The following is a 14,849-nucleotide window of genomic DNA, read 5'->3' as shown; positions in this document are numbered from 1 at the left end:
TGTGGGAAAACCGTCCGGAGTGGAACCGGTTCCACTTTTGTACCAGCTGCTGATAAGCTGTGTCAACGATCACCTTCCAGCCCGGCGTCATGAAGCAAACGGCTGAAAGAAATCGCGTAGGTCATAACCACGAAGGTCTTGTGTCTCAAGGAGGAGCGGTGCGCAAAGCGCCTACCATTCGCGACGTAGCGTCTGCTGCGGGAGTATCCGTCTCTGTGGTCTCACGGGTACTGAACCCGGAGTCGGGACCGGTCGCACCCGCAAAGAGGCAAGAGGTCTTGAGGGTCATCGATGAACTGGGTTACCGGCCCAGGGCGGCAGCGCGTGAACTCAGCGCCGGGCATGCACTCACCATCGGCCTGGTGGTCACCGATCTGTCCAACCCGTTCTTCGCCCGCCTGGCGGACAGGATCGTCTGGGAGGCGCGCAGCCATGGCGTGCAGGTGGTGTTGATGACCACGCAGGAGGATCCGCACCTGGAGGCGGACTCCCTGGATACGTTGCTGGACCGGTCGGTCAGTGGCGTCATTGCCACTCCCACCGGGGGCAACATCGAAAAATGGAGGCGCCTGCGCGACCTCGGCGTCAATGTCGTCTTCATCGACCGTGCCATCGAAGAACTCGAAGATGTCGATGTTGTCAGCATCGAAAACTTTGACTCGGGACAACGCTCAACCGAGCATCTCATCAGCCTGGGCCATACCCGGATCGGGCTGATCACGGGCCCGCTAACCACCTCCACCGGGAGTGCGAGGTTGAACGGCTACAGGGCTGCACACCGGAACGCCTCCCTGCCAGTAGACCCCACGCTGATACGTGACGTACCTTTTCGCGGGGACGCGGGCGGGGACGCCGTAGGATCGCTGCTTGCGATGCGCCAGCCGCCAACAGCACTCATCGTTGCCAACACGGCACAGGTGCAAAGTTCAGTCCGCAGGCTCGTCCAGATGGGCACTGACATCCCCGATCAGCTTTCGCTCATTGTCTTTGACGACAATCCCTGGACTGAGCTCACCTCTCCCCCGCTGAGCGTCATCCGCCAGCCGCTCGACATGCTCGCCGTTCACGCCATCGAGCTGGTGCTCGGACGGATGCAGGGGAAGCTCCCGGAGGGTGCCCGCCGCATCGAAGTCAAAGCGGACTACCTGCCGCGCAACAGCTGCGCGCCCGTTACCGCCCCGGTCGCGCGCTAAAGGCCTGCAGGGTCCAGCCCTGGAAGGACTCCCCCGTACCGTCAGCTGCAGGCTGATGGCCCCGGAGAAAAGCACCCGCAGCAATGGTCGACGGCGGAAATCACCCGCTGCCGTCGTCGAACCTTCCAGCAAAGGCAGCCCGGTACGTCAGGCCTGTGTCGCCTTCCGCCACCAGCGGGACAGGCGTGCGAACGTGGGCCCAGTGGGCGGCGGGATTTTGGCTGGGTCGGCGCCTGGCCGGCGTCGGCGCAGTTCCAGGGCCAGCGCCTCCTGACCGCGCGCCATCGCCCACCGGTGGTTCGCGGCAAAAGCCGGCTTGAGCAGCCAGCCCGGCCGCCGCAGCCCTACGGCCGCGGCGGCCGGGACCGGTAAACGTGCCCGGGCAGCAGCGGAATCCCCTCGAAGAGCTGGGGGACGGACACCAGCTTGTAGCCCTGCCCCTGCAGGCCCGCAATCAGTTCCTGCTGCCCGGATATTGTCGAGGGCTGGACGTCATGCATGAGCACCATCGCGCCGGGCGTGATCTCCTTCAGCACCTTGGGCACGAAGGCCGCCGGATTCTTGCTCTGCCAGTCCAGCGAGTCCACTGCCCAGATCATCAATGGTTTGCCCACTGCCGCCTGGACCGCTGCATCGGCCGCGCCGTACGGCGGACGCATCAGGGCCGGCGTGGAACCCGTGGCGGCCAGGATCGCGGCATCCGTCCGGTCCATCTCTTTCCTGATCGCGGGCGGTGACAGCTTGGTCAGGTAGGGGTGGCTGAAGGTGTGGTTGCCGATTGCGTACCCGGTCTCGGCAACCTGCCTGGCGGTGGCCGGGTTGGCGGTGGTGTTGGACCCGGTCATGAAGAACGTGGCCTGCGCGTCGTTGGCCTTCAGGATGTCCAGTAACTGGGGCGTGGTGCGGGGGTCGGGCCCGTCGTCGTAGGTCAGTGCAGCGCAGGGGACAATATCGCAGTTCACGTGCCTGTGGGCCGGGGCGCTTGCCGGGCGCGGTGCTGCGGCGGCGTTCAGCTGCCCCAGCACTTGGCGGCCGTAATCGCTGAGGGCAGCCGCCGTGTCTGCGGCATTCATCGTGGCCGTCACCTCCCGGCCGGGCATGCCGGGCTGCCCTGCGGAGACGGTTAGTTCGCCTTCCGGACTGAGGACAAGGTCGGTCGGGATTCCTTGAGGGGCGCGGGCGGCGATGTCGGCAGGGATGCCCGTCGCGCGTGCCTGGATGGCGGGGATGGACTCAGGCCTTAGCAGGTCGGTGCCGCTCCGGACCGCGCCGGAGGCCAGGTCGATATAAACGGTGGCGGCCGCCATCGCACTGACTCCGTCCGGCCCGGCGTCCGACACTCTTTGACGGACCACGAGCACATTGCCCTTGGCCTGGACGGGTTTGGCCGAAATGACCATTTCCCGGCCCTGGTGCTGGCCGGCGTTCAGTGCCATCGCGGGCCGGTAGCGGCCACCCGCCGGAGCCGCCGCATCCAGAAGTCCCAGCAGCCACGAGTCAATCCGGGCGTTGAAGGCGGGCAGCCCGTCAACGTAGGTCCAGGACGCATGGACGTGGTGGTTTCCCACCTGGGCCGTCAAGGCCATCGGGTACCCGCCAGTGACAGCGGCCGGCTGATCCAGCACGTCCGACAATGGCGGTGGCATCGGCACCACCCGCGGCTGGCTGGAAACCCGGTCATGGGGCTGCAGCAGGGAAGGGGCCACCGCACTGCCAGCACCGCTGGCCAACACCGCCGCTGCGCAGAGCGAGGCAACGAACAAACGCAGGCAGGCAACAGCTGCGCTCCCGCGGGTGCGCCCCATACCCAGCCCCATCGATTCGCACGCTCCTCAGGTGTTGACCTCTCGATTGTCCCTTACTACCAGGCCCATATGACGAAACCGGAGGCAGTTGCCTGGAACCGGGGAGCTGCGGCAGCCTAGATTGTCACGTTGAGTCCCGCCGTATAGCCCTCCGCGGCGGAACCGGTCATCGTTGCCAGCTGGTAGATGCCGCCGTCGTTCCCGAACACGTTGTCCGACTTGAGCGTTGTGCGGGTCATGTTCGCGACGCTGCGCTCGTACCCGGGGGTGGCGTACACGTCGTCGCAGGCCGCCTGCGGCAGCGCGATCTGGGAGACGGCCAATACCTGCCCGGCGGCGGTGGCATTGTTCATGGACTCAAACACTTCGAAGTGGATGTGCGGCCAGCGCCCGGAGTAGGCGGCCGGGAAGATCGACGTGAACGTGACCTGCCCGTTGGCGTCGGCCTCCTGCACGCCGCGCAGGTAGTTCTCGTTCTTCAGGCTCGAGTCGTACATCGAGTATTTTCCGTCCCGGTCGCAGTGCCAGGCGTACACCGCGGCACCGGCCATCGGGGTGCAGCCCTTGGCGTTGTCCAGGAGGGTCAGGATGAAGGTCAGCGGAACGCCCTCCGCCTTTGCGGAGGCAGTCCCGAAGCTCGACGTGATGTCCTTCCGCACCACCCCGGATGCCTCCAGGACATTCGGCCCGTTGGAGCCATCCCCCGGATAGGGGCCTGCGGTCTCCTGCGGGATTTCCACGCCGCACTCGGCAATGGCCCGGGTCAGCGTCGGAGTGACGGCGGAGTCAGTGGTCGTGGCAGACGCGGAGGATGTGGCGGCCGCCGCCGTGCTTGATGCCGGGGAGACAGAGCCAGAGGTTCCGGCCGGCGTGCAGGCGGCGAGCGCGGCCACAGCACCGCCTGCGCCCAGGAACAGTCCCAGGGACCTGCGGCTTACCAGGGTGTTCAAGTCGAACTCCAGCCCCCGGTCGTGGTCGGGGTGCGGCTGGTCAAGGTCGGGCTGGCGGGGTGTGCGTGAAGTGGTCATGATGCAAGGAAACCGCACGGGGCTATGCCGTGGGCCGGTTGCTGCTGTGCCGTTCCTGTGCGTCCGGACGCGCGCTTCCCCGCACGAAACCAGCCCCGCAGATAGTACGACGGCGGCACTCGCCCGGCGCCGTCGTCGTCCGTTCCAGCGAAGCCGGCCCGGCGCATAAGGCGCCGGAAAAGCGAGGCGGGGCAGGCCCATTGGAGCCTGCCCCGCCTCTTTGCACCGGCTGACGCCCTGCGCCCGACTTTCGGGTTTCCTGTTGCGATGGAGTATGCAGGAACATCTGCCGGCGGGTCTGGTGCGGCCGCCCGCGGTCGCCGGCGGCCTAGAGCGTCCTGGGATCGTCGGCGTACATCTTCAGCCTGATGTTCAAGGCGTCGGACATGTGGCGGGCGGCGATCTCACCCGCGCGCTCGGAGTCGCCTTCCCCGATGGCGTCCAGCAGCTCGGCGTAGTCCGCCAGCACCACCGGCCACCTTCCCGGGTAGGTCAGGGTGGTGAGGGTGTACCGGCGCACCTGCTGGTCAAGGCGTTCCAGCAGTCCGATCAGCGACGGGCTGTGGGTGGCGTGCCACAGCTGGGCGTGGAAGGCGCGGTTGGTTTCGGCGAGCGCCCGGCCGTCGCTGGGGTCCAGCTGCTGCATCTGCGTCAGCAGCCCCGCGAGCAGCTGGCGGTCCAGGGCGGTTGCCTTGACGGCGGCCTTGGCAGCCGCGGCCTGCTCCAGGATGATCCTCGACTCGTAGATGTCGATGATCTCCTCGGCCGAATGCGTGCGGACCACCACCGCCTTGCCGCGCCGTTCCACCAGCCCGTCCTGCTCCAGCCGCTGCAGCGCCTCCCGCACGGGCGTCCGGGAAGCCCCGTAGCGCTCGGTGAGCTTGGCCTCCGTGAGCGGCTCGTCAGGGGCAAAGACGCTCGCGAGAACGTCCTCGCGGAGCCGCTGATGGATGGGACTGGCCACTTTTTCCTCTTTTCCGTTGCTGGTGGGGCTGCTGGGTTGCTTAGGCGATGGAGCCGGCCCGGCGGCCGAAGACGGCGCCCGCCGCAAGCCCGGAGCCGCCGGGGTAGTTTCCGCTGAACAGTCCGCCCAGCGCTTCCCCGCAGGCATACAGCCCTTCGAGCGGCTCCGCGTCTTCGGTGAGCACGCGGCCCCAGGTGTCCGTCTTGAGGCCACCGAAGGTGAAGGTGATGCCGCAGGTCACCGGGAAAGCGTAGAACGGGCCGGTGGCGATGCTGCGGGCCCAGTTGCTCTTCGGCGGCTGGGTGTCGGCCCGGCGTCCGTCCTTGACGTTGGGGTCGAAGGGCGAGCTGCCGGTGATCGAAGCATTGAAGTTGTGCACCGTCTCCTCCAAACCCTCGGGGCTGATACCGGCCTTTTGGGCCAGCTCGGCGAGGGTTGGAGCGGTGACCACCGAGACGCCCGGCATGTCGTACTCCTCGGCGCGCAGCATGGGGCGGGAAGAAGCGTCAAAGATCTGGAAGGCGGCCGAGCCCGGCTGGGCAAGGATGTCCCGGCCGTACTTCGCGTAGGTGTAGTTGCGGTAGTCGGCGCCCTCGTCCACGAACCGCTTGCCGTCGCTGTTCACCACGATGCCCAGCGGGTACCCCCCGCGGGTGAGCTGGTTGGTAAGCGCCAGGTTGCTCTCGTTCTCCGGGTGCCAGGCGTCCCAGGCCACGCTGTGGCAGGTGGACCAATCGCCGCCCCTGGCCGCCCCGGCGTCCAGCGCAGCGAGGATCATCTCCCCCGTGTTGCCCGGCGTGCCGCGTACCTTCGCGTTCTGCCAGCCCTCCCCCAGGTGCCGGCGGCGCAGTTCAGGCGAGGCTTCGAACCCTCCCGAGGCGAGGATGACCGACTCGGCCCGGAGCTCGCCTTCCCCGGTTGACGTGCGGTACCGGACGCCGCGCACGCGGCCGTCCTCCTGGATGAGGCCGGTGGCTGCGCAGTCGTAGATGACCTCCACGCCCATGCGCTCCGCGGCGGCGCGGTGGTCGGCCATGAGTCCCTTGCCGCCGCCCACGTTGCCCACGTGCAGTCCGCCCCAGAACAGATACCCGCCGTCCTGGGTCCGGTACGCCTGGCGTTCGTACATCAGGCGGTATTTGAGTCCCATGCCCTGAAGCCAGCGCAAGGTCGGGTTGCTTTCGTTGACCAGGACCGTGGACAGTTCGGGGTCGTTGCGCCCTTCAGAGACCTTGGACAGATCGGCAAGGTATTCGGCAGCGGTGTACGCGGGGACTTCGCTGGCGGCGTGCCGCTCATCCGGTTCCACGAATTCGATGAGCTCCTGGAGCCCGTCGTGGGAGATGCGCGTGGCACCGGCGGTGTAGAAGCTGTTGCCGCCCGAGGCGGCTTCCCGCGCCTTTTCCAGCAGGACAACTTTGCGTCCACGCTCGGCGGCTGCAAGTGCTGCCGCAAATCCAGCGTTGCCGCCGCCCACTACCAAAACGTCGCTCTTGATCATCATCAATCTCCTCAGCTCCATCGCTGTACACGATTGTATACATAAGTATGCCGTCGCATGCAATGGGATGGCGGCACATGCTTGGGGGCATGGCAGGAGAGGGTGAGTGCCGGAGGTGGTGGCTACCCCAGGCGCGGGTGGCTGATTTCCTGGGCGTCGATGTACATCTGGATGCGGATGTTCTTTGCTTCGTCCATGTGGGCGCTGGCGATGCGGCCGGCCTCCTCCGCGTTCCGTGCGCGGATGGCAACCAGCAGCTCCTCGTGCTCCTTCAGCACGCGGTCCCAGCGCTCCTTGGTGGAGAGCGTGGTGCCGGGGTAGCGGATGAAGTGGACCAGGATCCGGTCGAGCAGGTCAAGGAGGGCGGCGCTGTGGCTGGCGGCCCAGATGCGCTCATGGAAGGTGCGGTTGGCGGCGGCCAGTTCAGCCGGAGTGGCAGCATCGAAATCAAGGGTGACCATGGCCTGGTGCGCGCGGTCGATCAGCATCAGGTCCATGTCCGTGTGCCGGAGAGCCGCAGTTTTTGCGGCCGCCTCCTCCAGGAAGGTCCGCACCTCATAGAGGTCCAGCATCTCCTCCGGGCGGTACTCCCGCACCTGCATGCGTGAACCGTAGCGCTCCACGAGCCCCTCGGTTTCGAGGCGCCGCAAGGCTTCCCTGATGGGCGTCCGGGAGACGTTGTACTTCTTGGCCAGGGCGCTTTCAACGAGCTGGGCACGGGGAGGCAGCTCCTGCGAGATGATGGCGTTCCTGATCATCAGGTAGGGGCTTGTCTCTGGTTGCGACGCCACGGGCGGCCTCCGGTCTTCATGCAAACAAGCGGCAGGACGCGCCGGCGCCATACCTTTAGCCGCAATTCTAGCGCACTGCATACCGTTCCGGCGGGCTGTGAACACCGTGCCGATATTTCGCACACTCTCCCCAACAGCGCCAGGCACCCATACTCCCCTTTCGGTATTCATCTTTTGAGGACTGTTGCTTAAGTCATATAAACGGTATACCGTTTGTGACCAACGCCATACAGCATGGTAATTATCGGATTCCGGTTTGCTCAGCTTTGAACATTCATCTGGCGGCTGCACACGGTAGCCCGGGGTTTTTCAGGAGAACCAATGACGCTTCTATTCAGGGAAGAGCCGCAGGCCGGCACCCTCCCGGTCACCCCGGTGCCGGCCACCCTCGTCCGTGGCGGCACCAGCAAGTGCTGGATATTCCGGGACGAGGACCTTCCGGCTGACGCCCTGGAGACGGACCGTCTCCTCATCCGCACCTTCGGTTCGCCGGACCTCCGCCAGATCGACGGAGTAGGCGGCGCCTCGTCAACCACCAGCAAGGCGATTACCGTGGCCGGCACCGACCGGGACGGAACGGTCCGCTACCGGTTCGCCCAGGTGGCCATCGACAAGCCGGCAGTCGAGTGGGCCAGCAACTGCGGCAACTGCGCAACAGCGCTGGGCCTCTACGCGCTCCATGCCGGGCTGGTCGCTCCCACCGGGGAAGTCACCCGGGTCCCCATCCTGAACACCGTGACCGGGCTGCGCCTCGTCTGCGAGATCCCCACACCGGGGGCGCAGGTACCGGCCTACGGCGGGCGGCGCCTCGACGGCCAGCACTACCCCGGCGTCCCCATCGACGTCATCTTCCAGAAGTCCTCCTGGTCCAGCTACGGTGCACAGTTCCCCACAGGCAACGCCACGGATGACATCGAGGTCGACGGGAAGCGGTACCAGGCGACACTGATCGACGCGGGCGCCCCGGCTGCACTCTTTGCCGCACAGGACCTGGGGCTGGACGCAACCGCCAGCGAGGAAGCCTTGCAGGCGCTGGTCCGGATCGCTCCGCAGTTGCGCGCTGCGGCCGCCCGCAGGATGGGGCTGCCGCAGAACCTCAGCTCCATTCCGAAGGTTGGCGTCGTGGGCCCTCCGCCCGCAGGCGCAACCGGCGTTTCGGCCCGGATGATCTCGATGAGCGCGCTGCACCCCGCCATCGGCCTCACCAGCGCGGTCGCCGTCGCGGCTGCTTCGGGGACCGCAGGCAGCGTGGTGCAGCGCAACGTGGTTCCGGCGGCGGAGGCCGGACTCTTTATCCACTTACTGAAAGGCAAGACGGCGCTGGCATTGGATGCAGCCGATCCTGCTGAAGTCTCCTTTCAACGCTCGGCCCGCGTCATCAGCGAAAGCACCATCCTGGTGCCAAGTGACTGAAGAAACCCCTACAGGAAAAACCCAGCCCAAGGAATCAGCCATGAAAATCAGCATTCAAAACCTGCAGCTGAAGTACGGAAGCTTCACTGCCATCGAAAACCTCAACCTCGACATTGAAGACGGCGAGGCACTGGTCCTCCTGGGCCAGTCGGGCTGCGGCAAGACCAGCACGATGCGCTGCATCGCCGGCCTGGAGGAGCCCACCTCGGGGCGGATCATCATCGACGACGTTGTGGTCTTCGACTCCGAAAAGGGCATCAACCTGCCCCCGAACAAGCGCAACGTCGGCATGGTCTTCCAGTCCTACGCGGTATGGCCGCACATGACGGTTGCCCAGAACGTTGCCTATTCGCTCAAGCAGAAGAAGCTCTCCAAGAGCGAAATCGATGAGCGCGTCATGGAGGCGCTCACGCTGGTCGGCCTGGAGCCCTACGCCGACCGCGGCGCCAGCCTGCTCAGCGGTGGCCAGATGCAGCGCGTGGCCCTGGCACGCAGCCTGGTCATGCGGCCCAGCGTGCTCATGCTCGACGAACCGCTCTCCAACCTTGACGCCCGCCTGCGTGACCGGCTCCGGGTTGAACTGCGTGAGATCCAGCTCCAGTTGGGGCTCACCTGCGTGTACGTCACCCACGACCAGCACGAAGCCTTCGCCCTGGCAGACCGCATCGCCCTGCTCCAGGGCGGCCGGATTGTGCAGATGGGCGCCCCGCAGCACATGTACGAGGCACCCGCCAGCGCCTCGATCGCCCACTTCCTGGGTGTTTCCAACATCATGGACTGCACCCCGGAGGGCACGGCCACCGGCGCCACCACGGCACGCATCGCCAACAGTGAGCTCACCATCCAGTCGGCGCAGCAGGCCAGTGATGCGGGCGCATCCCCCAAGGTCTGCATCCGGGCCGAGGACCTGCAGATCACTGCCATGCCCACCGAACACCCCAACTCGTGGCCGGGGACGGTACGCGTGGCGGGCTTCCAGGGGAACGACATCCGGTACGCGATCCAGCTGGAATCCGGGCCCGAACTGGACGCACTGGGCGGGCTGAGGCGCGGCGAACAGCACAAGGTGGGGGACCGCGTGTGGGTCACCGTCAACCCCCGCGAAGTCCAGATCCTGCCGGCTGAGGTGCTCGCATGAGCCTCAAGACCACCGAGGCGGCCAGCCGCGTCGAGGCCCGCCTGGCACCGAAGCCCGAACCCCGGGACTACCGCTCTGCCCGGACCCTTGCCGGCCTCCGGAAGAACACGCCGGGCCTGATCGTCCTGGTGATCCTCGGCGTCCTCATCGTCCTCCCCCTTGCCCTGGTCCTGCTCGCCGCGTTCTCGGACAGCGTTCCCCGGCCGGGCAGCATCTCCCTGGGCGGCCTGACGCTGTCCAACCTGGCGCTGCTGGCCACCCCGGAAGCACTCGGGGCCCTGGTCAACTCGCTCATGGTCGGTGCAGGCTCGGCACTCATCGCCCTGCTGATCGGCGCATTCCTGGCCTTCGTGTGCGCCCGCTCCGATGCGCCGTGGCGGAAGTTCATCTTCTTCATCGGCATGGCGCCGATGTTCATCCCCGCCCTGGTGGGCGCCCTGGCCTGGTCCCTGCTCTGCTCGCCCAGCGCCGGCTACATCAACATCTTCCTCCGCGACCTGGGCATTGACGCCGCCATCAACATCTACAGCCTCCCGGGCCTGGTGTTCGTGCTGGGAATCTTCTACGCCCCGTACGCCTTCCTGCTGCTGCACAGCTCGCTGTCGATGATGAACGCCGACCTCGAAGAGGCAGCGACCGTCCACGGGGCTCCGCTGCGCACCATGCTGCGGACCGTCACCCTGCCCCTGGCCCTGCCGGCCATCCTGGGCTCCGCCGTCCTGGTCTTCGCCCTGACCATGGAGAACTTCCCCGTGGCCCAGGTCATCGGCAACCCCGCCGGCGTGGACACGCTGCCCACCTATATCTACCGCCTCATGAGTGCCACTCCGGCCAAGAGCAACCAGGCTGCCAGCGTCGCCGTGATCCTGACCGTTGCGCTGATGGCCGTGACCCTCATCCAGCAGCGCATCATCAACAAGCGCAAATTCACCACCATGACCGGCAAGGGCAACCGTCCCCGGCAGGTGCCGCTGCGCAAGATGCGCTGGCCCTTCACCATCCTGGCCCTGGCCTACTTCGCCGTGTCCGTCGTCCTGCCCATGCTCGCACTGCTCGCCGCGTCCATGCAGGCCACCCCCTTCGTGTCCTCGATGTCGCAGCTGCTGGAGGCCAATTCCCTCAGCTTCGCCAAGCTGATCGAAGTCCTCGGATCCAACGATTTCCAGCTCGCCCTCAAGAACAGCGTCCTGGTGGCCCTGATCGCGGCATTCGCCGGCACCACCCTCAGCTTCATCGCCTCCTACATCCGCTACCGCACCAAGTCCAAGGTGGGACGGCTGATCGAACTGGTCGCCATGACCCCCCTTGCCGTCCCCGCCATCGTGATGGGCATCGGACTGCTCTGGACCTGGCTGCTGCTGCCCCTGCCCATCTACGGCACCCTGGCGATCCTCGCCGTCGCCTGCGTTGCAGTGTTCATGCCCCAGGGCTACCGCGGCGTCTCCGCATCGATGCTCCAGATGGACCAGGACCTCGAGGACAGCGCGGTCATGCTCGGCGCCGGACGGACCAGGTCCGTCCTGGACGTCACCCTGCCCCTGATGCGCGTCGGCATCATGTCCTCGTTCCTGCTGTTCCTCATGCTGTCCATGCGTGAGCTCAGCGCCTCCATCTTCCTCTTCACCTCGAACACCCGGATCCTGTCCATCCTCGTGTTCGACAACTTCGACAACGGCCAGAGCCAGGCAGCTGCCGCCGTCAGCGTCCTGTACTGCCTCGTCATCGGAATCCTCGCCGTCATCGCCCAAAAAGTCGGCGGCGAACGCAAGACCAAGAACTGACCTCACCACCTTTGAAAGGGACACCCACAATGAAGTTAGCGTCCAAACTTCCCGCCTTCACCGCAGCCGGAGTGCTGCTCGCCCTCAGCCTGGCCGGGTGCGGAAGCCCCGCCCAGAGTGCCGGCGTGGTCACTGCCACCGCAGCTGTGAACACCGACAACGGACTGGTGATCAACGGCGAATCCATCGCGGACAAGGACACCTACGAAAAGGCCAAGACCCAGACCCTGTCCCTCTACTCCGGCTACACCGATTCCTCTGAAAGCGCGCTGGTTGACGCCTTCACCAAGGACACCGGCATCAAGGTCAACGTCGTCCGGCTCACCCCGAACAAGCTCTCCGAACGCGTTCTCTCCGAACAGGGCGCCGGCAAGCTCAGCGCCGACGTCATCCGCACCTCCGACTACCGGATTGCCAAGTCCATGGAGGACGCCAAGGTCTGGAAGGCCTATGACGTACCCGGCGCCTCGGCCCTCAAGGACGTTTCCGTGGACGGCGGCCAGTTCACCCGCATGTTCAACTCCGTCTACACCCTGGGCTACAACACCCAGCTGGTGAAGGAAGCCGATGCCCCCAAGTCCTGGGCGGATGCCGTCGGCGGCAAGTGGCAGGGCAAGCTGGGCATCGTCCAGGGCGGCTCGGGCGGCAGCACCGCTGCGCTGAACAGGTTCATGGAAACCAAGATGGGCGGCGACTACTTCGCCAAGTACGCTGCGCAGAAGCCCAAGATCTACGACTCCCTGGGTGCTGAGGCCACGGCGCTGGCCCGCGGTGAAGTGGCCGTGGGCACGGTCACCATCAGCGGCACCAACATCTCGGCCGTCCAGGACAAGGCCCCGGTCAAGTTCATCGTCCCCGAGGAAGGACTCGTCTCGTACGACTATTACCTGGGCATGACGGGCACCGCCACGAACGTGGAAGCCGCGAAGGTCTTCATGAACTACAACCTTTCCAAGCAGGGCCAGCAGGTCTTTGCGCAGATCGGTGAATACCCGGTCCGCACCGACGTGGCACCGCCCACCATCATGGGCGTGACGCTCCCCGCCGTCGATTCCGGCAAGGTCTACCGCATGCAGAACACCGACGCCGTGACCTACGGCAAGGACGACCTTGCCAAGTGGAACCAGGTCTTCGGCTACACCAAGTAACCCCGCAATCCCGTGCCCGGGGACCCGGCCTCCGCCGGGTCCCCGGGCTTTTTCATTCACCCACCACCAGGAGCCCCGTGACCGCCGTCCACGTCCCCGCACTTCCGGTGCCCCGGAACACCTCGTCCCTGCTGGTCCGCCAGGACGGCAGGACCATCCTTGAACTCGGCGACACCACCCGCGCCAGCTACGTCGCCTCCGTGCGCAAAAGCCTGCTCTCGATCCTTTTCGGAATCCAGGTGCACGCCGGCACGGCCAGCCTCGACGCCACACTCGATGAGTTCGGTGTTGATGATGTTGGCGGCCTGCTGCCCATCGAGCGGACGGCCCGGCTCCGTGACCTGTTGACGTCGCGTTCGGGCGTCTACCATCCGCCCTCCAGCCCGGGCAGTGACGAGGATGCCTTCCCTTCACGTGGCACAAAAGCACCGGGGCAGTATTTCCTCTACAACAACTGGGATTTCAACGCCGCCGGCGCGATCTTCGAGAAGGCCAGCGGCCTGACCGTCTTCGAAGCGTTCCAGAAGCACCTGGCCGGTCCGCTGGGGTTCGACGACTACGACCCCACACGCCAGCGAATGCTCGGGGACGCCCGAAAGTCCGCCTTCCCTGCCTACCACCTCTTCCTCTCCGCCCGGGACCTGGCCAAGATCGGGATGCTGATGGCTGCCGGCGGCCAGTGGGAGGGACGGCAGCATGTCCCCCGGGAGTGGGTCAGGGACAGCGTGGCCACCCATGTCAGGCGCGCAGACATGGCGCCGGCCACCGGTTTTGGCACCTGCGACTACGGCTACCTGTGGTGGCTCCCCCGGGAATCCGGCCCGCAGTGGGAGGGGGCGTTCCTGGCGGAGGGCAACTACGGCCAGTTCCTGCTGGTCCTGCCGGCGATCGGGAGCGTCATTGTGCACCGGCGCTTCGTCAGCGACGGCTTCGCCGTCGCCCGGAACACCCACACGGCAGCTGCCTCGACGGCAGGCCCCGCTCCGGTGACCCACGCCGACTTCATGGACCTTGCCCGGGCTCTGGTTGCCGGGCCCCTGGCCCGGTAGGCGTCAGGAAAGGCACCGTACGACGGCGGCACCCTCCTTTGTCAGGAAGCCGTGCCCTTGGCGATGGAACGGAACACCTTGGTTGCCTGCTGCGCCGCGGGGCTGAGCCGCCGGTTTGCCAGGTGGGCCAGGAGGATCCGGCGCTTCGGCGATCCGGCGAGCGGGACCGCCACCACGTCGGGGCGCAGGGCCGTCAGCGCCAGCCTGGGTGCCAGGGCGATCCCGATACCGGCCGCCACCATGCCCTGTGTCTCCTGGTAATCGTTGGCGGCGAAGGCGATCCGCGGTTCGAACCCGGCGTCGCGGCATACCCGGCTGAGGACATCGGCCACGGGGTGCTCGTCGCGCACCACCCATTCCTGGTCGCTCAAGGCGCCGATGCGGACCGAGCCCAGTTTCGCAATGGGGTGCTCCCGCGGTACCAGCAGCACTGTTGGATCGTTCATCAGCCTGACCAGGGCCAGGTCAGGGTCCTCGATCTGCTGCCAGGGATAGTCCCACAGCAGCGTCAGTTCGATTTCCCGCCGCCGCAGCCGTTCCAGCAGGCCGTCCCGGCGGGCACTGACAACCGTCACTGCCACCTCCGGGTGGCGGGCGCGGAACGCCAGCACGACGTCGGGCATCAGGGAGGCCCCGCCGGTGGGAAAGGTCCCAAGCCGGAGCTGGCCCCGCCGAAGGCCCGCGAACTCCCCCATTTCGGCACGGGCGGCTTCAACGGTCCTGTCGATGTCGTCGGCGTAGTGCAGCAGGGCGTGCCCCGCCTCGGTCAGGACCACGCCCCGGGGATGGCGCTCGATGAGGACCACGCCCATCTCCTGCTCGAGTTTGGCTATCTGCTGCGACACCGCCGAGGTGGTGAAGGAAAGGGCGGCAGCAGCCGAGGTCAGGGAGCCGGAACGGCCCACCTCACGGAGCACATGGAGCCGGTGGAGATCGAGGATTGCCATGCACTGAGTTTAGCAAAAGTAGATAGTCGTCCATTTATTTGCGATTGCGCTGAAGGATCCCATCCCGGATCGTAGAAGTACAAGGTGCTGT

12 protein-coding genes are annotated in these 14,849 nt (G+C 66.3%); 6 read left to right on the top strand and 6 right to left on the bottom strand.

Features of this window, described 5'->3' with window-relative positions; all coding sequences use genetic code 11:
- The first annotated feature begins 89 nt into the window (after positions 1 to 89).
- Entirely contained in the window at positions 90 to 1,193 is a 1,104-nt protein-coding gene (locus AC3ANU_RS03415) for a LacI family DNA-binding transcriptional regulator (protein ID WP_223995313.1), read from the top strand.
- A gap of 344 nt (positions 1,194 to 1,537) precedes the next feature.
- Here AC3ANU_RS03415 and AC3ANU_RS03410 read toward each other — a convergent pair whose 3' ends face one another.
- From AC3ANU_RS03410 to AC3ANU_RS03390, 5 genes are all read right to left on the bottom strand, one after another.
- Positions 1,538 to 2,998 carry a polysaccharide deacetylase family protein gene (locus AC3ANU_RS03410; protein WP_488315445.1) on the bottom strand — a complete coding sequence of 487 codons (1,461 nt, stop codon included), beginning with the start codon at positions 2,996 to 2,998 and terminating at the stop codon, positions 1,538 to 1,540.
- A 116-nt stretch (positions 2,999 to 3,114) separates the two neighbouring features.
- The gene (locus AC3ANU_RS03405; RefSeq protein ID WP_488315444.1) at positions 3,115 to 4,026 is read right to left on the bottom strand and encodes an intradiol ring-cleavage dioxygenase; all 912 of its coding nucleotides are present in this window, start codon (positions 4,024 to 4,026) and stop codon (positions 3,115 to 3,117) included.
- Positions 4,027 to 4,354: 328 nt separating this feature from the next.
- On the bottom strand, positions 4,355 to 4,990 hold the full coding sequence (locus AC3ANU_RS03400; protein ID WP_488315443.1) for a GntR family transcriptional regulator: 636 nt from the start codon (positions 4,988 to 4,990) through the stop codon (positions 4,355 to 4,357).
- 40 nt (positions 4,991 to 5,030) lie between these two features.
- On the bottom strand, positions 5,031 to 6,494 hold the full coding sequence (gene tcuA, locus AC3ANU_RS03395; protein ID WP_488315442.1) for an FAD-dependent tricarballylate dehydrogenase TcuA: 1,464 nt from the start codon (positions 6,492 to 6,494) through the stop codon (positions 5,031 to 5,033).
- A 119-nt stretch (positions 6,495 to 6,613) separates the two neighbouring features.
- Positions 6,614 to 7,282 carry a GntR family transcriptional regulator gene (locus AC3ANU_RS03390; protein ID WP_223992974.1) on the bottom strand — a complete coding sequence of 223 codons (669 nt, stop codon included), beginning with the start codon at positions 7,280 to 7,282 and terminating at the stop codon, positions 6,614 to 6,616.
- Positions 7,283 to 7,603: 321 nt separating this feature from the next.
- Here AC3ANU_RS03390 and AC3ANU_RS03385 point away from each other — a divergent pair, with 321 nt between their 5' ends.
- From AC3ANU_RS03385 to AC3ANU_RS03365, 5 genes are all read left to right on the top strand, one after another.
- Positions 7,604 to 8,695 (top strand): PrpF domain-containing protein, encoded by a 1,092-nt coding sequence (locus AC3ANU_RS03385; protein ID WP_488315441.1) that lies wholly within the window; start codon positions 7,604 to 7,606, stop codon positions 8,693 to 8,695.
- 40 nt (positions 8,696 to 8,735) lie between these two features.
- A complete protein-coding gene (locus tag AC3ANU_RS03380) occupies positions 8,736 to 9,833 on the top strand; it encodes an ABC transporter ATP-binding protein (protein ID WP_134164974.1) in 1,098 nt (365 codons plus the stop codon).
- A complete protein-coding gene (locus tag AC3ANU_RS03375; RefSeq protein WP_488315440.1) occupies positions 9,830 to 11,614 on the top strand; it encodes an ABC transporter permease in 1,785 nt (594 codons plus the stop codon). The genes AC3ANU_RS03380 and AC3ANU_RS03375 overlap by 4 nt, the downstream gene beginning before the upstream one ends.
- Positions 11,615 to 11,643: 29 nt before the next feature.
- Positions 11,644 to 12,762, top strand: coding sequence for an ABC transporter substrate-binding protein (locus tag AC3ANU_RS03370; RefSeq protein WP_056392020.1), 1,119 nt, complete (start codon positions 11,644 to 11,646; stop codon positions 12,760 to 12,762).
- Between the two features lie 77 nt (positions 12,763 to 12,839).
- Entirely contained in the window at positions 12,840 to 13,811 is a 972-nt protein-coding gene (locus AC3ANU_RS03365; RefSeq protein WP_488315439.1) for a serine hydrolase domain-containing protein, read from the top strand.
- A gap of 41 nt (positions 13,812 to 13,852) precedes the next feature.
- Here the strand turns inward: AC3ANU_RS03365 and AC3ANU_RS03360 are convergent, their stop codons facing one another.
- Positions 13,853 to 14,758 (bottom strand): LysR family transcriptional regulator, encoded by a 906-nt coding sequence (locus AC3ANU_RS03360; protein ID WP_488315438.1) that lies wholly within the window; start codon positions 14,756 to 14,758, stop codon positions 13,853 to 13,855.
- Between the last annotated feature and the right edge of the window lie 91 nt (positions 14,759 to 14,849).

The organism is Arthrobacter sp. SDR-2R, assembly GCF_057747955.1.
The sequence above is the reverse complement of the archived record's forward strand: the minus strand, read 5'-3'. Positions and strand labels throughout refer to the sequence as shown.